Source organism: Methylotenera sp., from assembly GCF_029945535.1.
Classification (GTDB): Bacteria; Pseudomonadota; Gammaproteobacteria; order Burkholderiales; family Methylophilaceae; genus Methylotenera.
This window is the reverse complement of the sequence record NZ_JAQSCU010000010.1, coordinates 409,720-436,116: the sequence shown is the minus strand read 5'-3', so window position 1 is coordinate 436,116 and position 26,397 is coordinate 409,720. Positions and strand designations below refer to the sequence as shown.

20 protein-coding genes and 1 riboswitch are annotated in these 26,397 nt (G+C 44.0%); of the genes, 7 read left to right on the top strand and 13 right to left on the bottom strand.

The window, feature by feature from the left end:
* The 7 genes from PSU72_RS05115 to PSU72_RS05085 form a co-directional block, all read right to left on the bottom strand.
* Window positions 1-846 carry an ABC transporter permease subunit gene (locus PSU72_RS05115; RefSeq protein WP_300431252.1) on the bottom strand — a complete coding sequence of 282 codons (846 nt, stop codon included), beginning with the start codon at window positions 844-846 and terminating at the stop codon, window positions 1-3.
* Window positions 846-1,748, bottom strand: coding sequence for an ABC transporter permease (locus PSU72_RS05110; protein WP_300431250.1), 903 nt, complete (start codon window positions 1,746-1,748; stop codon window positions 846-848). The genes PSU72_RS05115 and PSU72_RS05110 overlap by 1 nt, the downstream gene beginning before the upstream one ends.
* 195 nt (window positions 1,749-1,943) lie before the next feature.
* Window positions 1,944-3,065, bottom strand: coding sequence for a polyamine ABC transporter ATP-binding protein (locus PSU72_RS05105; protein ID WP_300431249.1), 1,122 nt, complete (start codon window positions 3,063-3,065; stop codon window positions 1,944-1,946).
* A 99-nt stretch (window positions 3,066-3,164) separates the two neighbouring features.
* Complete coding sequence (locus PSU72_RS05100) at window positions 3,165-4,334, bottom strand: polyamine ABC transporter substrate-binding protein (RefSeq protein ID WP_300431248.1); 1,170 nt, start codon at window positions 4,332-4,334, stop codon at window positions 3,165-3,167.
* 167 nt (window positions 4,335-4,501) lie between these two features.
* Window positions 4,502-5,869: an aspartate aminotransferase family protein gene (locus tag PSU72_RS05095; protein ID WP_300431247.1), complete on the bottom strand. Its 1,368-nt coding sequence runs from the start codon at window positions 5,867-5,869 to the stop codon at window positions 4,502-4,504.
* A 90-nt stretch (window positions 5,870-5,959) separates the two neighbouring features.
* The gene (locus tag PSU72_RS05090; RefSeq protein WP_300431246.1) at window positions 5,960-7,330 is read right to left on the bottom strand and encodes a glutamine synthetase family protein; all 1,371 of its coding nucleotides are present in this window, start codon (window positions 7,328-7,330) and stop codon (window positions 5,960-5,962) included.
* Window positions 7,331-7,411: 81 nt separating this feature from the next.
* Window positions 7,412-8,185, bottom strand: a complete 774-nt coding sequence (locus PSU72_RS05085; RefSeq protein WP_300431245.1) for a gamma-glutamyl-gamma-aminobutyrate hydrolase family protein — start codon at window positions 8,183-8,185, stop codon at window positions 7,412-7,414.
* Window positions 8,186-8,321: 136 nt separating this feature from the next.
* Between PSU72_RS05085 and PSU72_RS05080 the strand changes: the two genes are divergently transcribed.
* On the top strand, window positions 8,322-9,896 hold the full coding sequence (locus PSU72_RS05080; protein WP_300431244.1) for a PLP-dependent aminotransferase family protein: 1,575 nt from the start codon (window positions 8,322-8,324) through the stop codon (window positions 9,894-9,896).
* 105 nt (window positions 9,897-10,001) lie between these two features.
* Window positions 10,002-10,547 carry a hypothetical protein gene (locus tag PSU72_RS05075; RefSeq protein WP_300431243.1) on the top strand — a complete coding sequence of 182 codons (546 nt, stop codon included), beginning with the start codon at window positions 10,002-10,004 and terminating at the stop codon, window positions 10,545-10,547.
* Between the two features lie 193 nt (window positions 10,548-10,740).
* Here PSU72_RS05075 and PSU72_RS05070 read toward each other — a convergent pair whose 3' ends face one another.
* From PSU72_RS05070 to PSU72_RS05055, 4 genes are read right to left on the bottom strand one after another with little or no spacing between them, the layout of a single operon-like run.
* A complete protein-coding gene (locus PSU72_RS05070; protein ID WP_300431242.1) occupies window positions 10,741-11,958 on the bottom strand; it encodes an ABC transporter permease in 1,218 nt (405 codons plus the stop codon).
* On the bottom strand, window positions 11,958-12,743 hold the full coding sequence (locus PSU72_RS05065; protein WP_013147758.1) for an ABC transporter ATP-binding protein: 786 nt from the start codon (window positions 12,741-12,743) through the stop codon (window positions 11,958-11,960). The genes PSU72_RS05070 and PSU72_RS05065 overlap by 1 nt, the downstream gene beginning before the upstream one ends.
* On the bottom strand, window positions 12,740-14,086 hold the full coding sequence (locus tag PSU72_RS05060) for an efflux RND transporter periplasmic adaptor subunit (protein ID WP_300431241.1): 1,347 nt from the start codon (window positions 14,084-14,086) through the stop codon (window positions 12,740-12,742). Before PSU72_RS05060 ends, PSU72_RS05065 begins: the two co-directional genes overlap by 4 nt.
* A gap of 11 nt (window positions 14,087-14,097) precedes the next feature.
* A complete protein-coding gene (locus PSU72_RS05055) occupies window positions 14,098-15,564 on the bottom strand; it encodes an efflux transporter outer membrane subunit (RefSeq protein ID WP_300431240.1) in 1,467 nt (488 codons plus the stop codon).
* A 344-nt stretch (window positions 15,565-15,908) separates the two neighbouring features.
* On the opposite strand from PSU72_RS05055, the gene PSU72_RS05050 reads away from it, so the two are divergent.
* Both PSU72_RS05050 and PSU72_RS05045 read left to right on the top strand, forming a co-directional pair.
* On the top strand, window positions 15,909-16,391 hold the full coding sequence (locus PSU72_RS05050) for a GNAT family N-acetyltransferase (protein WP_300431239.1): 483 nt from the start codon (window positions 15,909-15,911) through the stop codon (window positions 16,389-16,391).
* A 3-nt stretch (window positions 16,392-16,394) separates the two neighbouring features.
* Window positions 16,395-16,724, top strand: coding sequence for an antibiotic biosynthesis monooxygenase (locus PSU72_RS05045; RefSeq protein WP_300431238.1), 330 nt, complete (start codon window positions 16,395-16,397; stop codon window positions 16,722-16,724).
* A gap of 35 nt (window positions 16,725-16,759) precedes the next feature.
* Here PSU72_RS05045 and PSU72_RS05040 read toward each other — a convergent pair whose 3' ends face one another.
* Window positions 16,760-17,671, bottom strand: coding sequence for a LysR family transcriptional regulator (locus tag PSU72_RS05040; protein WP_300431237.1), 912 nt, complete (start codon window positions 17,669-17,671; stop codon window positions 16,760-16,762).
* Window positions 17,672-17,780: 109 nt separating this feature from the next.
* Here PSU72_RS05040 and metE point away from each other — a divergent pair, with 109 nt between their 5' ends.
* The 3 genes from metE to PSU72_RS05025 all read left to right on the top strand — a co-directional run bounded on the left by metE (window position 17,781) and on the right by PSU72_RS05025 (window position 24,884).
* Complete coding sequence (gene metE, locus PSU72_RS05035; protein WP_300431236.1) at window positions 17,781-20,069, top strand: 5-methyltetrahydropteroyltriglutamate--homocysteine S-methyltransferase; 2,289 nt, start codon at window positions 17,781-17,783, stop codon at window positions 20,067-20,069.
* 342 nt (window positions 20,070-20,411) lie between these two features.
* Window positions 20,412-20,659, top strand: a riboswitch (cobalamin riboswitch).
* Between the two features lie 200 nt (window positions 20,660-20,859).
* Entirely contained in the window at window positions 20,860-23,661 is a 2,802-nt protein-coding gene (locus PSU72_RS05030; RefSeq protein WP_300431235.1) for a ribonucleoside-diphosphate reductase subunit alpha, read from the top strand.
* A gap of 92 nt (window positions 23,662-23,753) precedes the next feature.
* Window positions 23,754-24,884 (top strand): ribonucleotide-diphosphate reductase subunit beta, encoded by a 1,131-nt coding sequence (locus tag PSU72_RS05025; protein ID WP_300431234.1) that lies wholly within the window; start codon window positions 23,754-23,756, stop codon window positions 24,882-24,884.
* Window positions 24,885-25,019: 135 nt separating this feature from the next.
* Here PSU72_RS05025 and PSU72_RS05020 read toward each other — a convergent pair whose 3' ends face one another.
* On the bottom strand, window positions 25,020-26,360 hold the full coding sequence (locus tag PSU72_RS05020; protein WP_300431233.1) for an FAD-binding oxidoreductase: 1,341 nt from the start codon (window positions 26,358-26,360) through the stop codon (window positions 25,020-25,022).
* Window positions 26,361-26,397: the final 37 nt, after the last annotated feature.

The following is a 26,397-nucleotide window of genomic DNA, read 5'->3' as shown; positions in this document are numbered from 1 at the left end:
TTATTTATTGCTATCACTGTAGGCTTCCGCCTCTTCACGTTTACGTTTGCGCTCTTGGTGCGAGGTATAAAAGCTTGAGGCAATCACCGCAATAGTGACCACGACAATCGTCACAGTTGCAACGGCGTTAATGGTTGGGTTCAAGCCTAATCTGGCGCGTGAGAAAATCACCATCGGCATAGTTGAATAGCCAGGGCCAGACAAGAATGAAGACAACACCACATCATCAAACGACAGTGTAAATGTCAGTAAAAATGCAGAAACTAACGCAGGTACTAACAAAGGGAAAGTGACTAAAGTAAACACCTGCAAAGGCTTACAACCTAAGTCCATTGCTGCTTCATCTAATTTACTGTCCATTTCACGTAAACGTGAGGTGACTACTACCGCGGCATAAGCCGTGCCTAATAATGCATGACCTAGCAAAATGGTGAACAATCCACGTTCTGGAAAACCCAGCCAATTTTGCACAGAAACAATCATTAATAACAAGGACAAACCCACAATCACATCTGGCATGACCAAAGGCATGCTGGACATAGAAGTCAGCAGTGTACGTCCTTGAAAACGCTTATAACGATTTAAAGAAAACGCGGTAAACGTACCGAAAAACACTGACATTAACGCAGACAAGCCTGCAATTTCTAGCGATAGCAGCACTGCTGAAATCAAGTCAGAATCTTGTGCAAGCGCCTCATACCAGCGAAAGCTCGCGTGCGACCAAACGGTCACAAGTTTTGAATCATTAAATGAAAATACGACCAGCGTGATGATGGGTAAATATAAGAACAAATAGACCGCAATCATCCAACCTTTAGCAAATACTTTATTAGATGCCTGGCTCATTATTTACCCTCCATTTGCTCAGCTTGCGCTTTATTGTAAATACCCATTGGCACTAATATTAGCAATATCATCACTACCGCCACGGCTGATGCCATTGGCCAGTCATTATTACTAAAGAACTCATCCCATAGCACGCGACCTATCATTAAGGTGCTTGAGCCGCCTAGTAATTCAGGAATCACATATTCACCCACTGCCGGAATAAATACCAACATTGAACCTGCAATAATGCCCGCTTTTGAAAGCGGTACGGTAATCAGCCAAAACGCTTTAAATGGGCTGGTGCCAAGGTCAGACGCGGCTTCTAGATAGCGCATATCCATCTTAGATAAATTAGCGTATAGCGGCAAAATCATAAACGGTAAGTACGAATACACCATACCTAACAACAAGGAAAATGAGTTGTTCATCATCTCAATTGGAGTGTCAATAATATGCATGCTGATAAGTATGTTATTGATGACGCCGTTACTCACCAATAAAGTTTTCCAAGCATAGATACGGAGTAAAAATGATGTCCAAAACGGCAACATAATCAGCATCAACAAGGTCGGTTGCATATGTTTAGGTGAGCGCGCCATGTAGTAGGCAAATGGATAGCCAATGGCTAAACATAACAAAGTGGTAATCAGGGCATATTTAATGGAGGATATATATGTTTTGATGTAAAGCGAGTCAGTAGCAAGAAACTGATAACTGGCAAAATTTAAAGTCAGCCTAGGCCAACCATGGCTCCAATCTATCATGTTTGAAATGCTAGTTGACTCCATTTCAGACAGGCTAATTTTAAGCACAATGAGTAGTGGGATAGCCGCAAGCAATAAAAACCAGAAATACGGAACACCAATAACCGCAAGGCGCCCAGCTGAAAGACTGGTAAAGAAACTCGATGTTTTAGCCATAGCAATTTTCCTTAATAAACTCTTAATGAAATTAAAGTTTTTGGCATCTCTATTTATTCAAGTTTCTAAGTTAGACAAGGCGCGAATAAAAAATTATGACGCAGTATATATTTGATATATAAGGAATAATTTTTTTTGAGCAACACTGCATAACGACGAAAATTTAATTAATAGAGGTGCCATTTAGTTAACCTTTTATTGCGTTAACACTACCATTGCTAAATTATTCCAGCTTGCATAAGCACGATCGCCCCAAGTTAAACCACAACTTAAGTCACGCGTATTGTTAAGCTCTTGCGCCTTGATTACTTTGCCACTATCAAGTTTAAGGTGATAAGTGGTGTGGGCACCAAAGTAAACAATCTCGATGACTTCACCAGCACACCAGTTGTAGTCGCCATTCGGTTTATCTTTAGACAACATAATTTTTTCAGGCCGTAAAGCCACACCTACATCCATACCTGGATGCCCGCTAACACCATGCCCGACATAATGCACGCACTCTGGGCAACGCACAGTCACATGGTCAGGTTCATCTTCTTCAATCTTACCTTCGAATATATTCACATTACCAATGAAGTCAGCTACTTTGCGACTGTTTGGCATTTCATACACGGCATCAGGCGCGCCCACTTGCAAGAAGTAACCTTCGCTCATCACGGCAATACGTGATGCCATAGTCATGGCTTCCTCTTGATCATGCGTCACTAGCACACAAGTTACGCCAACTTCTTCAATAATATTCACCAGTTCAAGCTGCGTGGTTTCTCGTAACTTTTTATCTAAAGCACCAAGAGGTTCATCTAATAACAATAATTGAGGACGTTTTGCCAAGCTACGCACTAATGCTACACGCTGTTGCTGACCACCTGAGAGTTGATGCGGTTTACGTTTTGCATATTTATTCAGTTGCGCCAAACTCAGCATTTTTTCAACGCGGTCGGCAATTTCATCTTTAGGCATACCATCACGTTTCAAACCAAAAGCTACATTCTCCCAAACGCTTAAATGCGGAAATAAGGCATACGATTGAAACATCATGTTAATTGGACGTTGAAACGGTGGCAGATTAGTAATATCTTGATTTGCTAGAAAAATCTTGCCTTTTGTGGGAGTTTCAAAGCCAGCCATCATGCGCAGTAGCGTAGACTTTCCGCACCCTGAACCGCCAAGTAGCGCGAAGATTTCACCTTTCATCACTGTGAGCGAAACATCATCGACGGCTTTGACCGTACCATCGTAAATTTTGGTGACATTTTCAACACGCAGTAACACTTCTTGCGCAGCTTTGTTCGTTTCTTTAGGTGCGGTTGCCATAAAAACCCTTATCTAAGAGATATTGAAAAACTTGATAGATTAATGATTGTCGGTGCGCATTAAACTACGCACCTATTAATCAATCACCAATTAACCACACTAAACACCAGATTTAAACTTAGTATACAAACGTGTCATGTTGCGTTTAGTTTTTGCATCTTCAACACCTGGTGGCACTAACTTAGCAATATCTTCATCAGATAAGAAAATCGATTTGTTGTTTTTAATGTCTTCATCAACAAACTCAGTTGCGGCTTTGTTAGGGTTAGCATAGGTCACTGTGTTCGTAATTGCTGCAGTCACTTTTGGCTGCATGATGTAGTTCATCCAGAGGTGTGCATTGTTAGGATGTTTTGCATCAGCAGGAATCGCCATTGTGTCCATAAACATTAAGCCACCTGTTTTTGGCACTAGCGCTTCGATATGTTGCTCAGCTTTATTTTCAATTGAGCGTTTATGCGCTAAGTTAAAATCACCTGCCCAACCGTAAGCTACGCAGGTATTTCCACTAGCTAAATCATCTATCTGACCACCAGAGTTAAATTTCTTAATGTCTGGGCGCACTTTCATCAACATATCAAAAGCGGCTTGGTAATCTTCTGGCGTACCCGTGTAAACTGGTTTACCTAAGTAATGCAAGGCGGCTTGAAACACATCGGCTGGTGTATCTAAAAATGTGATGCCACATGATTTTAGTTTGCTGGTGTAAGTTGGGTTAAACACTAAATCCCAAGCGTTGTCTGGCATAGGCGTATCGCCAAGGGCAGCTTTAACCTTATCTACGTTAATACCAACTGTGTTATAGCTCCACATCCAGTCAATTAAATAAGTGTTACCTGGGTCTAACTCTGCCATCTGTTTCAAGATGCCTGGATCTAGGTTTTTCCAATTAGGTAATTTAGATTTATCTAACTTTTGAAATAAACCGCCATCTATTTGCAGTTTTGCCCAGTTTGAACCTGGCACCACGATATCGTAACCGGTATTTTTAGCAATCAGTTTTGCATGCAGAATTTCGTTACTGTCAAACACATCATAACGTACTTTAATGCCTGTTTCTTTCTCGAAGTTGGCTATCGTATCTGGTGCAATATAGTCTGACCAGTTGTAAATATTGAGGATTTTTTCTTCTGGCTCGCTAGCCGCTGCAACTGCTGGTTTGGCTGCTTCAGTAGTAGCGGTATTGTTGTCCGATTTGCTACAAGAAACCGTAGCTAGACCGGTAATTATCGCCATACCTAGCAAGTATTTACTATAAGATAAATTCATATTCATTAACCCCTTTAAATTAGTGAGTGACTGAGAAAGTTTTGCTAAAAATTGGTACCATCTTTTGCGCTATATAACCCCTTATGCTGACCAAATAGATTCAAAGTAATCTTACAATATGTATTCAATTACAACCACATTTAAAACCATATTTAATTGTGGCTTAATTACATCATTCCCTGCTTTTTCAAATCAGCCAATGTCGCATCTAGACATTTCAGAATCAACGCGACCATTTCATCAATTTGCGCTTTAGTAATCACTAGCGGTGGCGCAATAATCATGCGGTCACCTACCGCTCGCATAATCAAGCCATTGGCAAAACAATGGCCTCGGCAAATCATGCCTACACCGACCTCTTCATCAAAATGTACGTGGTTTGCTTTGTCTTTCATCAGCACGAAGCCTGCGACTAATCCTAATGTTTCCGCACCACCAACCAATGGGTGTTTGGCTAGCTCGGCATATTTCTGCGCTAAATATGGGCCTGTTTCATTAAGCACTTTGTCGGGTAAACCTTCGCGCTCCATAATTTCAATATTGGCTAATGCCACAGCGCAGGCGGTTGGGTGTCCTGAATAAGTATAGCCATGATTGAATTCACCACCTTGTTCAATCAATACTTTAGCTACACGTTTGCCCACAACAACGCCTCCTAAAGGAATGTAGCCAGAAGTCACGCCTTTAGCAAACGTCATTAAGTCGGGTTTGCAACCTAATAGTTGCGAGCCAAACCATTTACCAAGACGGCCAAAGCCGCAAATCACTTCGTCGCAAATCAGCAAAATGCCGTATTTATCGCAGATACGTTGAATCTCTGGCCAGTAAGTTTTAGGTGGAATAATCACACCGCCAGCGCCTTGCACAGGTTCCCCTATAAATGCAGCGACTTTATCTGCGCCAACTTCCAGAATCTTTTTCTCTAACCAACCCGCCGCTTCAATGCCAAAGGCATCACTATCCTGATTTGGCGCCATGCCGTAATGGTATGGCTGCTCTATGTGTTCTATGCCTGAAATCATGCCGCCTTGCGCATGCATACCTTCCATGCCACCTAAAGATGAACCCACTAGCGTTGAGCCGTGATAGGCGTTATTACGGCTGATAATCACCGTGCGTTCTGGCTGACCAAGCGTTGCCCAATAATGGCGCACCATACGTACGTTGGTATCATTCGACTCAGAACCAGAGCTACTAAAAAATACATGGCTATAATCATCACCTGCCAGCTTGATGATTTTTTCTGCCAGCTTCACTGCCGGAACGTTGGTCGTTTGAAAAAAACTATTGTAGTAAGGCAGTTCTAGCATCTGTTTAGCGGCTGCATCTACCAGCTCTTTACGCCCATAGCCGACATTCACACACCATAAACCAGACATCGCATCTAAGATTTTTTCACCAGTGGAATCCCAAATATAGATGCCACCTGCCTTAGCAATAATACGTGAGCCTTTATCCGACAAGCTTTTATGATCGGTAAAAGGATGCATGTAATGCGCTGAATCTATTGCTTGGATTTCTTTAGTATTGATCATGACTTTCTCAATTCAGATATTTAGATTTTTCAATCACAGCACATGTAGGCCGGGTTTTAACCCGACTTACTTTTTAACTACTAAATGCTTTTAAACATGCATTAAAAGATGCTCACGCTCCCATGGGCTAATCACGCGCATAAACTCGTCATGCTCGGCATCCTTCACTGCCAAATACACATCGACAAAATCTTTGCCTAACACCTCATGTAAAGCTTGTGAGTTTTCTAGCTCGCGAATCGCTTCAGACAAACCGCGTGGCAATTGATAGTCAGAGGCGTAAGCACTGCCTGTAGTAACCTCAGTTGGTTTAAGTTTTTCTTTGATGCCCAAGTAACCACAAGCCAAGGTAACAGCCATGGCTAGGTAAGGGTTCGCATCGGCGCCCACCACACGGTTTTCTATGCGGCGACCTGCTGGCTCAGAAATCGGCACACGAATGCCCACCGTGCGGTTATCGTAGCCCCATTCAATGTTAATCGGCGCGGCACCATTTCGTACGATTCGGCGATATGAATTTACATAAGGCGCTAGCAGTACCATGGCGGCAGGTAAGTATTTTTGCAAACCTGCAATGTAATGGAAAAATATTGGTGAAGCGGTGCCATCAGCGTTACTAAAGATATTTTTTTGAGTTTGAGTATCAATCACGCTTTGGTGAATATGCATCGCCGAACCCGGCTCATGTTGCATAGGCTTAGCCATAAAAGTAGCGTACATGCCGTGACGCATTGCCGCTTCACGCAATAAACGTTTAAAGAAGAATGATTTATCCGCCAGAATCATTGGCTCATCATGCAAAAAGTTAATCTCCATTTGCCCTGCACCAAACTCATGAATCAGCGTATCAAGCTCCAAACCCATCAAAGCTGAATAGTCGTAAATATCTTCGAATAATGGATCGAACTCATTCACCGCATCAATACTGTATAACTGGCGGCTGGTTTCTTTACGACCACTACGACCTACTGGTGGGCTTAATGCAATATCAGGATCCGGATTACGCTCTAGCAAATAAAACTCCAGCTCTGGCGCCACAATTGGCGTCCAGCCTAAGTCTTTGTATAAATTAGTCACGCGGCGAAGTACGTTTCTAGGCGCAAAATCAATTGATTTACCGTTATGGTCTACGCAATCCATAATCACCTGTGCCGTCGGGTCTACCGCCCAAGGCACCAATCTAAGGGTGGTTGGGTCTGGAATAAGCACCATGTCCTTATCGGTCACACCAAACACGCGGTCATAGCCTTCATTACCATCAGGCGATTCGCCCGTCACCGTCATACCAAACACCGCTTCTGGCAGGCGCATAGCACGGTCTGTTGAAAATTTCTCACGAGGTAAAATCTTACCGCGTGCTACACCTGTTAAATCTGGCACCAAACATTCAATCTCGGTAATGTTGTTTTCCGTCAACCACTTATCCATATCAACGTGGTTCATTGCTACATGTTCTGACATTTTTATTCTCCTGTACTGCTTTATTAACTACTTATTGATGTATTTTTATTCATGTATTTTTCTTTTTGCATCTTTTAAGCGTTAATCTGGTGGCTCGTGCCTTCTCAGTCTGAATCTGCAGGCATCACCAAATGCCTTGAAAATAGCCAAATACTGTGGATTTTCCATGACTCTCCACTCTGGGTGCCATTGCACAGCTAAAGTAAAGGCTTTGGCTTTTTCTACACGTATGGCTTCCACTAAACCGTCTGGCGCGAAGGCTTCTGCTACTAAGCCATCGCCAAGTCTATCTATACCTTGGCCATGTAAGGAGTTCACCATCATCTGTTGCGCACCAACGATTTTAGCTAGCTTGCCATCAGGCACTAAGTCAATCAAATGTGCCTGTGCATATTGAATATCGATGGGAACATCCTTAGTTTCTCTATGATCATTCAAGCCAGATATTTCATGTACCGCCTGATGCAAACTGCCGCCAAACGCTACATTCACCTCTTGAAAACCGCGGCAAATAGCCAATAAAGGCACTTCGGCTTTAATGGCTGCTTGCACGAGTTTTAAGGTAAGCGCATCACGCGCGGGGTCTAATGGTAATGCGGGATTGTGTACTTCTTGGTCGAAGTGTGAAGGATGCACATTGGAAACCGAGCCTGTTAGCAATATGCCATCGGCAATGGCTAGCAAAGCGTCAATCTCTAATAAATCACCAATGGCAGGCACCACTAAAGGCAATGCACCAGCGGCTTCTGCAACCGCCACTAAATACTTATGACCCACCACATGAAATGGATGCTCGCCTAGCGGCTTAACATCCGCAGGGATTAAAACTATAGGTTTACGTTTTGTTGTCATCATTTGCAGATTTGCATTGCCTCATTGCTAAGTATACTATTCCTAAAATTGGTAATGCAACAAGAGCCATTTAGATTATTTAGATAGAACCACTTTATCACACTTAGCACGACTACACACACTTGGAATACTCAACTTCATGAAACAACTTGTGCTTTCAGAATGGCTATTAACGCAGCTTAACCACTCAGACTTTCCAGTGCGGATGCCTAACCACAGGCGCATCTACGAAGTGATTCGCCGCGCTATTACCACGCAAATTTTATCAGCCGGAGAGCGTTTACCTTCCACAAGGAGTTTGGCAGAAGATTTAACCGTATCACGTAACACCATACTAGCGGCTTTTGAACAACTATTGGATGAAGGTTATGTTGCATCGCAAACGGGTAGCGGCACCTACGTTACTTACAATAAGCACGATGGATTTTCAAAAAGCATTGCTAATAACAGTATTGTAGAAGAACAATTAGCTGAATCTAGTACTGAACCCAACGCAGAAAATACCTATGTAAAACTTGAAGATTCCATTGGGTTATCTAAACGTGGATTAGCGGCATGTGGCGCTATAAAAGAACATCAATCGCAAGCAAAAGTTAATAACACTAGAATTCATAACGAGGTACAGCCTTTCACACCTGGTGAAGATGATTACGCAGGCTTTCCTTATGCGCTATGGCGTCGATTACTCAATCGGCAATGGCGCACGCCAAATCCCGCCTTGCTAGACTCCAGCCATGACGGCGGCTATTTACCATTACGAAAAGCTATTGCCGATTATTTAAGAGTATCGCGTGCGGTTAACCTCACATTTGACCAAGTGCTGATTACCTCAGGAACGCAACAATCCATTGATTTATGTGCACGCTTACTCACAGACCACGGCGATTGTGCATGGGTAGAAAACCCGGGTTATTGGGCTGCTCGACGTGTATTAGAAGTGAATGGCTTGCAACTACACCCTGTCAACGTAGACAAAGAAGGCATGGCACCGAGCACTAAAGATTATCGCACTACGCCGCGCCTGATTTACACCACACCATCGCACCAATACCCCAAAGGCATGGTCATGAGCTATGGCCGCCGCCGCTTGTTATTGGATTATGCGCAAAACTGCAAAGGATGGATTATTGAAGACGATTACGACAGCGAGTTTCGCTTTGAAGGTCGCCCAATCTCATCATTACAAGGCATGGATCAAAACGGTCGCGTGCTTTATTTAGGCACGTTTTCAAAAGTGATGTACCCAGGTATTCGTTTAGGCTATTTAGTGGTGCCTCCCAATTTAGTAGAAAGCTTTAAAAGTGGCTTATATGAACTACAACGGCCCGGACAAGTAGTCATTCAAGCCGCACTGGCAGACTTCATTGAAGAAGGTCATTTCGCCAGCCACATCAGAAGATTGCGACAAATATATGGTGAACGCAGACGGTTACTACAAGCAGCATTAGCCCCAATCGCCACGGTAGGCGCAAGGCTGTCCACGGTAGATTCTGGCCTGCATTTAGTAGTTGAATTTGACTCAATATGCGACGACGTGCAAGTGGCCGAACTAGCCTCAGCTCAAGGTTTACGCGTTTACCCGCTATCGCACTATTGCATGGGTGAAACCACCGAAAAAGGTTTGATTATTGGCTATGCGTATTCCGCTACAGAGCACATTACGGAATATGGAAGTAAATTGGCAGAGGTGATACAGACAGCATTGAGACAATGATAATATTTAGAAGCTTAAACGTATTTGGTGTTTTAAATTGCATCCGTACTTGCTATTAACTATTATACGAACACGCGCATCAGTATAATAACTTTTGGAGGTCTTGTGGCAACTAGCTATTTTCATTTATGTCCCATCATGCTTACCTCTGGCTCAATTATAGAGCCTGGTAATTTTGGTAGGGTGATAGAAACATATCGCCCTAACAGCATTGGCCCTCTTGCGGTAAGAGAGCTGACTTTTGAAGTTGCGAGATTGAAAAATTTCCCAGATAAGCCTAGTCGATTTAACTCTATTTTCCTTTTCCCAACTTTGCAACACGCCCAAGCGCAGCTGTTCAGGTTCGACATCAGCTCCTTAATATATGAGGTGGAGTTAACAAACCCTAGTCAGAATCTCTTTCACGGCAATATGGGCTTAGTTCATGAAGGATTCCCAAACGAACATATCCCCGCCATTCCGCATCTCTACAATCTTGCCGCTCAATATTGGACTGGTCTTGATAACATACAGGCAGAATCAGAATTTTTATCCTCCTCTTCAATAAGAATTTTGCGGCATCACGAGCATAGAGTTGAAGCCTCCGAGCTCACCGACCTCCAAAATAATGGTAATTCAACAGCATCCATTTCGACATCTTCGAGCAGTTAAGCACTCAAAGTCGAGTTCGAACAAACTGCTTCATATGTTTGGCTTACTTAATATGCTATCTAGTTCGGCTACAATCTTACTTACTTTATTGGCAGCTCATAGGGCTTCCAAGACGAACTGTGCCACTGATGTTTTTATGACCCCAACCCAAAGCCCAATCTGGATGCGCTAAAGCACATAAATTGACTTAAGGTTACTCATGCCTTAACGCCTCAATCGGATCCATTTGCGCCGCGCGTCTTGCTGGAAAATAACCAAACAACACGCCTATACCCGCAGAAAATAGAAATGACATCGCGTTAGTTGTCACATCAAAAATAAACGGCACACTCATGACGATAGAAAGCCCGTAAGAGGCAATGGCGGCAATAATTATGCCTATCAGCCCGCCTAAAGCCGACAGCACTACTGCTTCAATCAAAAATTGTAACAAGACTTCTCGCTCCAGCGCGCCAATTGCAAGGCGCAGACCAATCTCTCGAGTGCGTTCTGTGACGCTTACTAGCATGATATTCATGATGCCAATTCCGCCTACTAGCAAGCTTACCGCAGCCACCGCACCGAGTAATGTAGTCATCACTTTGGTAGTGCTTGAGAGTGTTTCGGCGAGCTGTTGTGTGTCAAAAATGTTGAAATTATCGTCATCATTCTCGGCAAGTTTGCGACGTTCGCGGAGCAAATCACGCAGGCTGGCTTTTAATGGGCCGCTATCTCTGCCGTCCTCCATTGAAACCAGAAGCGTACTGACTTTCAAACTACCCGTCACACGGCGCTGAAGGGTATGTAGCGGCACAAGCACTACATCGTCTTGGTCGCCCATACCACCTTGACCTTTAGCGTTCAGAATACCAACGACAGTGCATGAAAACTGCTTTATACGCAATTGTTCTCCAAGGCCAGTTTGCCCTACTTTTCCCGCATATAGTTCTCGGCGAACCGTTTCACCAATCACGCAAACCGCTGCGCCAGCCGTTTGTTCATCTGGATCAAAAATTCGGCCGCTTGCTAATTTCCAGTTGCCCGTAAGAAACCATGCGTTAGTACTGCCGTAAACAGTGCTAGACCAATTTCGCCCATTGGCAATCACCGTAACACTACTGCGGCCTTGTGGCGCAACCGCAGCAACGCCACCAATTTCTGACTGTATGGCGACAGCATCTGCCTCTGTGAATTGCGGTACGCCGCCTCCACCTCCACCGCCACCGGGTTGACGCTGACCCGGATTGACCATTAACAAATTAGTGCCTAGGCTAGAAATTTGCGTTTTGATGGCTTGGGTGGCGCCGTTACCTAATGTCACCATCGTAATCACGGCGGCAACGCCAATCACAATGCCAAGTATGGTCAAGAAAGACCGTAATAAGTTGCGCCTGACTGAGCGCAACGCCAACATGAATACACTTAATAACATTAAATAACCTCAGTCAAATTAGTATCTGACATGTTTAAATCAGCTGAGCTGGGCATCGTAGGATGCTCATTCATTTCATCTTTTGCAATTTTTCCATCGACAAATGTCACTATTCGATGCGCGTATGCAGCCATGTCTAATTCATGCGTCACCATTAACACCGTAATGCCATGGTCTCTATTGAGTGCTACTAAAAGCGCCATAATTTCATGGCTGCGTTGCGTGTCTAAGTTTCCAGTGGGTTCATCGGCGAGCAACACCGCAGGCTCAGTCACAATGGCGCGTGCAATGGCAACACGTTGCTGTTGACCGCCTGAAAGTTCTGCAGGCGTATGATGCTCCCAACCCGCCAAACCTACTGAGGCTAACGCTTTGCTAGCCGCTGCTTGACGTTTTTCAGCATTATCACCGCGATAAAGTAATGGCAGCTCTACATTTTCTTGCGCGGTAGTACGTGCGAGTAAGTTAAAGCCTTGAAACACAAAACCAAGAAAACGTCTGCGCAGCCGCGCGTGCTGGTCTCGAGTTAAGTCTTCTACATGGGCACCTTTGAAAAGATACTGGCCATATTTAGGGCTATCTAAGCAGCCAAGAATATTCATAGCGGTGGATTTTCCCGAACCACTTGGCCCCATAATGGCGACAAACTCACCTGCGTAGATACTTAAATCTATACCTTTTAAAGCAAGAAATTCGGTTGAGCCTGACCCATAGGTTTTCTTAACATCTATTAATTGTATAAGTGGCTGCCGTACTATGGATTGCTGGGTTAATGACTCACTCACTGTGCCACCACTTTCTGATCAGTAATGACTTGCATGCCAACTTGTAGGTCGCCACCGATAATCTCCGTCATATGACCGTCGCTAATGCCAGGTTTTACAGCAACGGCAATAGCCGCGCCACCATCTTTAGGCAACACCCACACTTGCTTAGCTAACGCCACATTGGCTCTGTCGGCAGCAGATTTACGATTTTTGCTACTGCGCGGCATGCTTGGCATTAAGCTCGTAGCAAGTCCTTTTTTATTGGCTGATTGTGACTTATCAGAGTCGGCAGATGTAGGCGTAAAACGCAGTGCGGTGTTAGGCACTAATAACGCATCTTTCACTTGTTTAGCTTTGATAGTGGCTGTCGCTGTCATACCCGGGCGTAGACTAAGGTCTGTATTATCCACATCTAAATAAGTCAGGTAAGTCACTACGTTATCAGTAATGGTAGAACCAAAACCTACCCGCGTAATACGTGCTGGAAACTTACGTGTTGGATAAGCACTCACGGTAAAAGTAGCATCCTGATCTAACTTAACAGAACCAACATCGGCTTCATCCACATACACCCAAAGGCGTAATTTAGTTAAATCTTCCGCCATCGTAAACAAAGTCACTGCTTGTAACGAAGCCGCTACAGCATTACCTGGATCCACTGCACGAGTAAGTATCACACCATCAGACGGCGCAACAATAGAGGCTTTGGATAAATTAATTTGGTCGGTTGATAGCGCAGCGCGTGCATCATTCACACCAGCTTTTGCGCTTAAGTCATCAGCCACAGCTCTGTCATACGCAGCACGACCCGTATCTAGCTCAGATTTAGATGGTACTTTACCGCCTGATAGTCGAGACACTTCTTCCAATCTTTGTAAGGCAGATGATGTTTCTTTTATTGTCGCTTCGGTCTGCGCAACCTTTGCAATGGCTGATGCCAAAGTCGCTTTTGAACGCAACACCTGGTCACTCAATTTTGAAGTATCAAGCTCCACCAACACCTGACCTTTTTTAACTACATCGTTTACGTCAACATTGACCTTGCGCACCGTGCCTGAAAGTTCACTACCAATATTGATAGAACGTGTCGGCTGAATAGTGCCGTTGGCAGTGACGGTTAAGGTCAAGTTACCGCGCGTCACTTCTTGCGTTGTATAACTTGGTAACGCTTCTGCCGCACGCTTAGCTTGCCAATATAAAAACCCTGCGACTATCATAATGAGTATCGCCAACCCTACCCATAAGCTTGAGCGGCGATACCATGCGACTTTTGCTGGCTCATCTAACAAAGTCGCAATATCAATAGCTGCTGTAGAAGTACTAGCTGAAGGTGTTTTAGTTGAAGAATTATTAGTGTTCATAGGAGGTAGATTCATTTCGTTTTTTCAGTAAGTGATGTTGTTATTTCAGCTTCGCCTGCTTGCCAGCCGCCACCTAAAGCCTTATAGAGGCGCACATGATCTGAACTGACATCGGCATTTGCACTTGCAACACTGTCTTGCGTACTTAATAAAGAGCGTTGCGTTTCAAGCACTGTTTGGAAATCTGATAAGCCACTGTCATAACGTTGACGTGCCATCAGTGCCGCATTACTAGCGGATTCAGAGGCAAGTTTTAATCGAGATACGCGCTGAATATCACCACGCAGCGCAACTAAGGCATCTTCAACTTCCTGCAATGCAGTAAGCACTGTGGCTTTATAACTTAGCCGTGTTTGCTCCAACACCGCTTCTTGAGCGCGCACTTTAGCTCGCCTAGAACCACCGTCGAACAATGGCATGGCAACATTCGCTAACAATGAACTGACCACTGAAGAACCGCTAGTTAAGGAACCCAAAGTCAGCGCGCTTAAACCAAGTGAACCGCTCAACGAGAAATTTGGCAACCGCGCTGCATCAGCTTGCGCCAGTTTTGCAAAGTCAGCAGTGACTCGATATTCAGCAGCGCGCACATCGGCACGTTGACGCAAAGTTTCAGCAGGAAAATTCAAAGCCAAATCATTCGCAGCCTGCGGCACTGGGTTAACTATCGATAATTGCTGCAACAAGGCAGCAGGCGGCTGACCTGTGAGCACAGCGAGCGCGTGGCTTATCTGCGCAATAGATGTTTGTAGAGGCGGAATAATGGCGCGCGTTTGCTCTGCTGAAACCCTCGCCTGCTCTGAATCTAATGATGAAACCAAGCCCGCTTGAGTCCGCCATTCGGTTATTTGCAGCGTTTCCAGCTGGCTGGTTAAATTGCTATTAGCAATCGCCAAGCGCGCCTGAGCATTGCGCAGCGAAATATAATCCAGCGCCACTTCAGCGGCAATGGACACCTGAACATCACCTAAACTCGCTTCGCTTGCCTGAGCCGTCGCCTCACTCGCGTTTAGCCCGCTACGATTGGCGCCAAAAATATCCAGCTCCCAACTTGCATCTAAGCCAGCAGAGAAATTATTCACCGCGCTATTGTTACCAGATTTACTTCGTCCTGCAGATGCCGAAGTATCAAGTGTTGGCAACAAAGTAGCCGCAGCTACATCGCGCAAAGCACGGGCTTCTTGCAATGCTGACTTTGCACTATTGACACTCGTATTGCTCTGCAAAGACTGCTGTACAAGGTTCACCAGAAGCGGATCATTAAATCGCTGCCACCAGTTATTGAGCGAGGTTGAACTAGAAGCCGCAACCGCCTCATCAGCCGACCACTTGGCAGGCACTTCCACTTTAGCTAATTCAGGATGGCTCGGGTTAAGCAAAGCACAGCCGTTGAGTGTCAGCAATAGACTAGTCAGACATAGCAAGCTCAGCTTATAGTTTTGGTAAGATTTTTTGTGATTGTCTAGTGGAACATTCATAGGCTTAAAACATTCATGGTTTTACTTTAGGTTTTGTTAAGTTTGAAGTTTGGTTAAATTTGATACTCTTAACTTAAATCGATTGTGGTTCTTAGGACATTAAAAACGTTGAACCCATTATGACCATATGCAGAAAAAATAGAATAGGCTAAATAGTAAATCCGTGTAAATCTGGGTAAATCCATATTAACTAGGATTGATAGGCTAAATCGAAGTAAGTTCGCTTCTGGACAAATTTACATCAGCCATTCAACTTCATGGTTATCTAATATTCTTATAGATTACTCTGACTTGATTTCTTACAATGACTGATTCCCTTGGTATTCATTTAAATTGAAAATAATATGACTATAAAAATTCGAATCGCCCAATTAGAAGACCTTGAGCCGCTCGCGGAGCTATTTAACGCATACCGTGAATTTTATGAAGAGACATCAGACATCGGTCTGGCAAGGCGCTTTCTGCAAGATAGACTCAACAACAAAGATTCCATCATTTTTGTTGCTGAAACTGCGAGTAATGAAAACCAAGCACAAAAGCTGATTGGCTTTTGTCAGCTTTACCCGACATTTTGCTCAGTTCTCGCTGCGCCTATCTGCGTACTTTATGATTTATTTGTAGATGTAAATATCAGAAAATCTGGTGCTGGCAAAGCGTTGATGCTGACCGCGCATGAATATGCAGCTAACAATGGATATGTGCGACTAGATTTAACCACCGCAAAAACTAACCTGACAGCTCAATCGCTGTATGAGTCTTTAGGCTGGGTGCGAGATGATGTTTTTTACACCTACAACAAAACAATTACACCAGCTAAATTAGGATAATAAATGTACTCAGCAACTTTTATTTTTGATAAAAAACAATTCGATGAAGCGTTTTATCGACTTGACCAAGCCATAGCAGAAATCGCCAAGCTAACTTCGGGTTACTTGGGCGAGGAAGCATGGGAACATCCTGAAACTGGTCGTGTGTCCAATGTGTATTACTGGCAAACCATGGACGGCCTACATGAGTTAATGAAGCATCCAAAACATCTTGAAGCCAAAGCAGCGCAATCTAATTGGCTGAATGGCTATCAGGTCATTATCTCTCAAGTGTTGCGCACTTACGGTGATGGTGCGATTTCACATCCCACGGCATCGTTTATCAATAGCTAACATTTCTTAATAATTGAAGAGCAAAAGCTACTGGCTCATAGCAGCTTGATACCGCTCAGATTCTCGGCACACGTTTGCTTGATAATATTCACCAGGTCTAAAGTGTAAGGGCGCGACATGGTGTCTGCGGTACAAGTCGCATGCAACTCAGACCATAAACCATTTTTACCTATCGACTTAGACAGAACATATTCGTGGTCAATATAGCTTTTGATGCCCCAACTAGGCAATGCCGCTAGACCTCTGCGACTTGCTACAAGCTGCATAATGGCTACCGTCAGTTCTGCCGTACGTCTGTTAAATACAATATTGGCTGGCTTTAGCACATTCCGAATAATATCAATGCGCTCTTCAGGAACCGGATAAGTAATCAAGGTTTCATTGCTAAAGTCTTCTGCAAGCAATCGCGATTTATTACCCTTGCTGCTATCTAACGGCAATACCGCCATAATCTCAAATTTGAATAGCGGTGCATGGCGCAAATCACGCATTTTCTCTGGTAAGCCTCCTATCACGATGTCGGCTTTACCTTCACGTAGCAACTGCCACGGGTCGCTATGAAATCCTGCCACTAAATCAAGCTCAACTTCTGGCCATGCGCGTCTAAACGCATCCATCACTGGTGTGAGCCAATCAAAGCAGGTGTGGCACTCCAGTACGATGCGCAATTCGCCAGACTGATCACTTTTCAATCGAATTAAATCACGCTCTGATTTTTCAATAAGCGGCAGTAACTCATTGGCTAAGTCTAGTAATCGCTGACCTGCCGGCGTGAAGCGCAAGCCTTGCGGGGTGCGCTGAAACAAGGTGATTTCATAATGTGTTTCTAGCGCACGTATTTGATGCGAAAGCGCAGATTGCGTTAAAAATACACGCTCGGCTGCTAGCCCTAATTTGCCAGTTTCGGCGATGGCTTTTAGTGATTTTAGGTGGCGAATTTCTATCATAATAAATTTTAGGTATGAATTTAATTCAAATTTATCACAAAAACTTTCGCTTTATTAAAATATTTGCAAGTTAGAAAATGCATGCCTTACATTGAATAAGGCTTAACACATGACTAAAAATAACATTAAAGCGCATATCTTGGGCTACCCACGCGTAGGCGCAAAGCGTGAACTTAAATTTGCACTGGAATCTTTTTGGCGTAAAGAAGTGCCGTCAGACGATTTGCAAAATACCGCCAAAAACTTACGTGCTGAACATTGGCAAAAACAACAAGAAGCTGGTTTGGCTTTTATCACCAGTAATGACTTTTCATTATATGACCATGTGTTGGATCATTCTGTATTGTTTGGCGCGCAACCAAAGCGCTTTAATAAAAAACCTTTTGGTGAAGCGAACCCAGCCCCAGAGAATGCATATTTTGCACTAGCACGTGGCAATTTAGAGCAACCCGCTATGGAAATGACTAAGTGGTTTGATACGAATTACCACTATATTGTGCCAGAGCTGGCAAACGATACGCAGTTTTCAATTAACGTGCATGATTATTTAAGCCAGTTAGATGAGGCGCAAAAAATCAGCAAAAATGTGAAGCCTGTATTGCTTGGTCCAGTGAGCTTTTTATACTTAAGTAAAGCTCGCGGTATTAATAAGCTAGATTTGCTAGATGGCCTGGCGCAACAATATGTGTATTTGTTGCAAGAGTTGCAGTTGCGTAAAATAGAATGGCTGCAAATTGACGAGCCTATTTTCGCCCTAGATTTAGATGATGCTTGGCTGAAAGCCTTTGACCGCGCCTACTCTTGGTTTAGAACATCACGCCCGAAATTATTACTTACCACTTACTTTGCCAATGTGTCGCGCTATCAGGCGTTTATTACTAGCTTGCCTGTGGATGGCATCCACATTGACTTGGTACGCGCGCCAGAGCAGTTAGGTCCTTGGGTAAATGCGATCCCAAGTCATTGGGTATTGTCTGCTGGCGTGATTGATGGCCGCAATATTTGGCGTAATGATTTAGATAAAACATTAGCATTGTTAGACCCATGGGTAAAAAGATTAGGCGATCGCTTATGGATTGCACCAAGCTGCTCACTGCTGCATACGCCAGTGACGCTTGCGCATGAAGTGAAATTAGACGCTGAGATTAAATCATGGTTAGCCTTTGCCGATGAAAAGATCATTGAGCTTAGTATTATTGCCAAAGCATTGAATAATGGCGTGGATTCTGTCGCGCAAGAATTGGCTATTTCACGTGCGGCGATTGCTTCACGCAATCAATCAAACCGAGTACATGACACCAATGTAAAAGCACGTATTGCAGCGCTAAGTACATTAAATGAAAATCGTGTAAGTACTTTTGAGCTGCGTGCTAAAGCCCAAAAAGTGCGCTTGAATTTACCACTTTTACCAACCACGACGATAGGCTCATTTCCCCAAACTCCTGACATTCGTGCTGCACGCGCCGCATTTAAAAAAGGTGATATTAGCCAAGCTAAATATGATGCTGAGATGGAGGCGCATATTGCCTATGCCATTGCCCAACAAGAGGAAATTGGCTTAGATGTGCTGGTACACGGTGAAGCAGAACGCAACGACATGGTGGAGTTTTTTGGCGAGCAGTTAGCTGGCTATGCCTTCACGCAAAATGGCTGGGTACAGAGTTATGGCTCGCGCTGCGTAAAACCACCTGTTATTTATGGAGATGTGCATAGACCAAAACCAATGACTGTAGACACAGCAAGTTTTGCACAATCACTTTCAAGTCGCCCAGTAAAAGGCATGCTCACGGGACCAATCACCATATTGCAATGGTCTTTTGTTCGTGATGATCAACCAAGAGAAACCACTGCCATGCAACTAGCGTTGGCAATACGTGATGAAGTTGAGGATTTGCAAAAAGCAGGCATTGCGATTATTCAAATTGATGAACCTGCTCTACGTGAAGGCTTGCCATTACAGAAAGCTGCTTGGGCGCAATATTTAGCATGGGCGGTAAAAGCATTTAAGTTGTCAGCCAGTATTGCACGTGACGATACGCAAATTCACACTCACATGTGTTATGCAGAATTCAATGATATTTTGCCTGCAATCGCAGCGATGGATGCGGATGTCATTACCATTGAAACTTCGCGCTCAGCCATGGAACTATTAGATGCATTTGGCGAATTCTCATACCCTAATGACATTGGTCCGGGTGTTTATGATATTCACTCACCTCGCGTACCAAGTGTTGAGGCGATGGAAAAACTCATGAAGCGTGCGTTCGATGTCGTGCCTGTAGAACGCTTATGGATTAACCCAGATTGCGGCCTAAAAACGCGTGGCTGGCCAGAAACTAAAACTGCATTAGAAAACATGGTGTCGGTGGCTAAAAGTTTGCGCGAGCAATTGGCATAACTTTACTCATCTCCATTTATTTCCCTATATTTTATTAACTTAGGTCGTCATTCCCGCGCAGGCGGGAATCCAGGAAAACCACAATCTCAGTCTGAGTAGCGTGGGTTCTTGAACCCACGCGATTTAAGCAATTTAAAGCACGGCTAAACGTGGGTCACAAGTGACCCACCATACAAATACTAAAAATTACAAGCTACATATGTACGCTGCCTAGATTCCCGCCTACGCGGGAATGACGAAAATAAAACAATTAAAAATTCCATATAAAACAGATATATAGAAAATAATTTAAAATATTATCTATATATAGTGTTTTTATGTTTAACAAATCCGCTATATTGCGTTATAGTGTTGTTACACGGTTCTTACGTTTTAGTCAAAATGTAAGATAAAAGGGAATACGGTGCGGTGTTTGAGCCTTCTTTTCAAACGCTTATGCCATAGCTGCCCCCGCAACTGTAATCAGCGAGTTATTTGTTACGCTTGTTTAAAAAGCACTTGCCACTGAATTGGATATTGTCAATTTGGGAAGGCCAACAAATAACGATGACCTGAGAGCCAGGAGACCTGCCGTGTACATTTTTTGCACTTACTTTTAGAGTTTAAAACCATCAATTTAAGCAATCTAAAGCAAGCGCAAAAGTACTTTTATAACGTTTGAGGCGGGGTGTCCTCGGCAGATGGAATGATGTTTTGCATCATTCCGCCATGCTGTTTTTTGTTCAAGCAATAAGCACGATATTGTTGCGAGCAAAGCGTACCTGCCCTTTTTGAAAAAGGGAATAACCAAATGGATGATGTCAGACCTTCTGTTAACACAGATTTATCTTTACCTACATTGCAAGTCATTCGTCGCAATGGCGTCGCAGTTCAATTTACACTCGATAAAATTTCTATCGCCATCACCAAAGCATTCTTAGCAGTTGAAGGTAACCAAAGTGGCGCCTCGCAACGCGTGCGCGACCAAGTCGCTACATTAAGCCAACTGGTCAATAATGCGCTGATGCGTCGCTTGCCTGCTGGCGGCTCCATTCATATTGAAGATATTCAAGACCAAGTAGAATTGGCTCTGATGCGCAATGGCAACCACGATGTAGCACGTGCTTATGTGCTTTACCGTGAAAAACGCAATGCTGAGCGTGCTGCTGAAAAAGCGAGCCATCCAACTACAGAGCCTAGCCATACGCTTAATGTGAATATTGATGGTAAGTTGATTCCACTCGATATTAAACAATTGGGTGAGATGGTCGGCGAAGCCTGCCTAAACTTGGGTGATGTAGTGAATCCAAACTTAGTGGTTGAGCAAGCCGTGCGTGATTTGTATGATGGCATTCCATTTACGGAGGTATACAAAGCACTGATTTTGTCTGCCCGTAGCTTGATTGAAACTGAGCCTGCCTACAATTATGTAACTGCCCGCTTGCAGTTGGATTTGGTACGTGCAGAAGTCCTAGGTGAGCGCGTGAGCCATGCGCAAATGGATGAGCATTACGCAGAGTATTTTCCGCGTTATATCAAAATTGGCATAGCTGCAGAGTTGCTAGACCAACGCCTAGCTCAATTTGATTTAACTAAATTAGCGGCAGCGCTGAACAAAGACCGCGATTTCCAATTTGGTTATTTAGGCATACAAACTTTGTATGACCGTTATTTTCTACATATTGAAGAGCGTCGCATTGAGTTGCCGCAGATTTTCTTCATGCGTGTAGCGATGGGCTTAGCGATTAACGAGATTGACCGTGAAAGTCGTGCGATTGAATTTTACAACGTGCTTTCTAGTTTTGACTTTATGAGCTCAACGCCAACTTTATTTAACGCTGGCACCCTGCACTCTCAGCTTTCTTCCTGCTACTTAACGACCGTCAGCGATGATTTAGACGGCATTTATCAGGGAATTAAAGAAAATGCTATGCTGCAAAAATACGCAGGCGGTTTGGGCAACGACTGGACGCCAGTGCGTTCACTAGGTGCCCGCATCAAAGGTACGAACGGCAAAAGTCAGGGCGTGATTCCATTCTTAAAAGTAGTGAACGATACGGCTGTTGCAGTGAACCAAGGCGGTAAACGTAAAGGTGCGGTATGCGGCTATTTAGAAACTTGGCACTTAGACATTGAAGAGTTTTTAGATTTACGCAAAAACACAGGTGATGACCGTCGTCGTACGCATGACATGAACACAGCGCATTGGATTCCAGATTTATTCATGCGTCGCGTGACTGAAGCCGGCGATTGGACATTATTTTCACCATCAGATGTGCCAGATTTGCATGATAAATACGGCAAAGCCTTTGAAACCGCTTATGTGGAATATGAGCGCCGTGCCGAAAATGGTGAAATCAAACTATTTAAGAAAATCCCAGCCCTGCAAATGTGGCGCAAGATGCTTTCCATGCTGTTTGAAACAGGCCATCCTTGGATTACCTTCAAAGATCCATGCAATATTCGTTCACCACAACAACATGTGGGCGTGGTACATAGTTCAAATCTATGTACAGAAATCACACTGAATACATCAGAGACTGAAATTGCCGTATGTAACTTAGGTTCTGTGAACTTATTACAGCACTTAACCGAAGTTAACGGCAAGTTGGTGCTAGATAACAACAAGCTGCAAGCTACGATTAAAATAGGTATGCGCATGTTGGACAACGTGGTGGATATTAACTTTTACCCAGTTGGCAAAGCACGTAATGCGAATACTCGCCACAGACCAGTAGGCATGGGCATCATGGGCTTTCAAAACTGCTTACACGCCATGCGTATTCCTTACGCCAGTATGGAAGCCGTAGAGTTTGCCGACCGAGCAATGGAAATGGTCTGCTACAACGCCTATTACGCTTCGACAGTGTTGGCTGAAGAGCGCGGCGCGTATTCAAGCTTTAAAGGCAGCTTGTGGGATCAAGGCATTTTGCCGCTCGACACATTAGACTTATTACTGAGTGAGCGTGGCGGTAATGTAGAAGTCGATAGAAGCAAAACGCTAGATTGGGATGCTTTGCGCAACCGTATTCAAAAAGTTGGCATGCGCAACTCTAACTGCGTTGCAATTGCACCAACGGCAACCATTTCTAACATTGTTGGCGTGTCTGCGAGTATTGAGCCTGAATACCAAAACTTATACGTGAAATCTAATCTATCTGGCGAGTTCACCATTGTGAATGAGCAATTAGTGATTGATTTGAAAGCACGTGGACTTTGGGATGCGGTCATGGTGTCTGATTTAAAATACTTTGATGGCTCATTACAAAAAATCGACCGCGTACCAGCAGATTTAAAACAGTTATACGCAACTGCGTTTGATGTAGACCCAACTTGGTTAATTGAAGCCGCAGCGCGTCGCCAAAAATGGATAGACCAAGCGCAATCGCTGAACCTGTATTTTGCTGTGCCATCAGGGAAAAAACTCAATGACACTTATCTATTGGCTTGGCAACGCGGTTTAAAAACCACGTATTACTTACGCTCATTGGGTGCAACCGCAGCAGAGAAATCGACAGGTTCAGGTGGTGAGTTGAATGCAGTTTCTGCTGGTTTAGAAGAAGCGCCGAAAATGTGCTCGATTGATAACCCCGAGTGCGAATCTTGCCAATAGAAAAAACCTCCCACCGTCATTCCCGCGAAAGCGGGAATGACGGGAATAAGTAAGAATATTGAAAATAAAGTACTTAAGAATAAGGAAAAAATATGCTTTCATTTGAAGATGACATAGCCGTAGAACAAACCAAGCCAAGTTTAATAGTTGTACCGCTAGCAGAAGTAAAACCTGCAACTATTGCAGCCAATCAACCATCACACTCAGGTCGCGTAAACGCTTCTGACAAACGCATGATTAATGGCCAAACCGACGTGAACCAACTTGTGCCGTTTAAATATCATTGGGCATGGGACAAGTATTTAGCAGGTTGCGCAAACCACTGGATGCCGCAAGAAGTGAGCATGAGCCGCGACATTGCACAGTGGAAAGATAGCACCGCGTTGAGTGATGACGAGCGTTTAATCGTGAAGCGTAACTTAGGCTTCTTCACCACCGCAGACTCACTCGCTGCGAATAATATCGTACTCGGTACCTACCGCCATATTACCGCGCCAGAATGTCGCCAATATCTTCTACGCCAAGGCTTTGAAGAGGCGATTCATACACATGCTTACCAATATATTGTTGAGAGCTTGGGCTTAGATGAAAGTGAAGTGTTTAATGCCTACCAAGAAGTAGCTAGCATTAAAGCTAAAGATGATTTTTTAATTCCATTTATTAATATTTTAACTGACCCTGAGTTTAAAACGGGTACACCAGAGGCGGATCAACAATTACTGCGCTCACTCATCGTATTTGCTTGCATTATGGAAGGCCTATTTTTCTATGTAGGTTTTGTGCAGATTTTAGCACTTGGGCGCCAAAACAAAATGCAAGGCGCGGCAGAGCAATATCAATATATTCTGCGTGACGAATCGATGCACTGTAATTTTGGCATTGATGTCATTAACACGATAAAACTTGAGAATCCACATTTATGGACGGCCGAGTTCCGTGAAGAGATAAAAACGCTCATGCAACGCGGCGTAGAGCTTGAATATCAATACGCTGAAGCCACCATGCCGCGCGGCGTGCTGGGTTTAAATGCCACCATGTTTAAAGAGTATTTACGTTTTATTGCCAACCGCCGCTGTACGCAAATTGGTTTGGATGTGTTGTATCCTGGCGCAACAAACCCATTCCCATGGATGAGTGAAATGATGGATCTTAAAAAAGAGAAAAACTTCTTTGAAACTCGCGTGACTGAGTACCAAACTGGCGGTGCTTTAAGCTGGGACTAGCTAAGACTCACTATTTATTGGCTACGATGTTCTATTAGTCAATTCAGTTATTCGTCATACCCGCGTAGGCGGGTATGACGGACTTTTTTTAAGCTTGTTCAGCAAATTAACACTTATTGCATCAATCACAAGTTATTAACCCAATTTATCTCGCAATTGATACCACAACATACCTAGTACCAATGCGGGCGTACGCAATAACTTTCCACCAGGAAAGTCATGATGCTTAATACTTGCTAACAAATCTAAGCGCTCAGCCTGCCCTGCTATGGCTTCTGCAACTAGCTTTCCCGCCAAACCAGTTAGCGCCACCCCATGCCCTGAAAAACCCTGTAAATAATAGACGTTAGGCGAGATCCGCCCAAAATCTGGTGCGCGATTCATCGTAATATCGACGAAGCCACCCCAAGTGAAATCCACTTTGGTGTTTTTAAGTTGGGGGAAAGTCTCGGCCATACGTGCTTGCATATTTTGCGTAAGATTAGGCGGCGTTAATGCACTATAACTCACACGCCCGCCATAAATCATACGTGGTCCGCTTGCTTTGGTGTTGGCAGAAAACCTAAAGTAATCGAGTACAAAATTAGTATCGCAAACAGCTGAATTAGTGGGGATTAACTTGCTAGCTAAACTGGGCGCAATCGGCTCAGTTGCAATGATATAAGTACCAACAGGCATAATGCGCTTAGCTAAACTTGGCGCAAGTTTAGGTGAAATTTCAGGTAAATACATATTACCTGCCAGTACAACGAACTTTGCCTTAACGCTGCCAGTAGCAGTTTGCAAATAAGCAGATTCATTATTGCTAACATTTGCATGCTGCATTGCAGTAACAGCTGAATTTTGGAAAACACGCACGCCAATACGGCTTGCGCCTTTCGCCAAGCCTAGACAATAATTAAGCGGATGCAAATGCCCTGAGCGCTTATCAAAATAGCCGTTGAAATAGCGCGGGCTATCTATCCAACTACGCAGGTCTTTAGGCTCTATCCATTGCGTATCGGTATCATAATGATAGCGCTTTGCCATATCTTCATACCAACTACGTAGATAAGCGCCTTTTTTTGCATTGACCGAAACGCCAAGAAAGCCATCGCTTAAGTCGCAGTCTATGTCAAAGCGTTTAATGCGCTCTCTCACCAAATCTAGGGCTTCTAGCGACATGCCCCACACTTTTTTGGCTGCGTCAAAACCCAATGCTTTTTCAATGACATCTTGCTCGCATGCAAGGCCTGCAATAATTTGCCCACCATTGCGACCACTAGCGCCCCAACCTATATGCTTAGCTTCCAGCACAACGACTGAGTAACCACGATCTGCTAGCTCTATCGCGGCAGATAGTCCGGCAAAGCCACCCCCAACCACGCAAACATCAGCTTCGATATTTGACTCAAGTTTAGAATAAATAGGCTGTTCGTTCGCACTCGCCGCGTAATATGAGTTTTGTGTAAGCTTTAATTCTGTAGCGGCAGACATTCCCTTTTACCCTTCTACTAACGATCTTGAATACAAG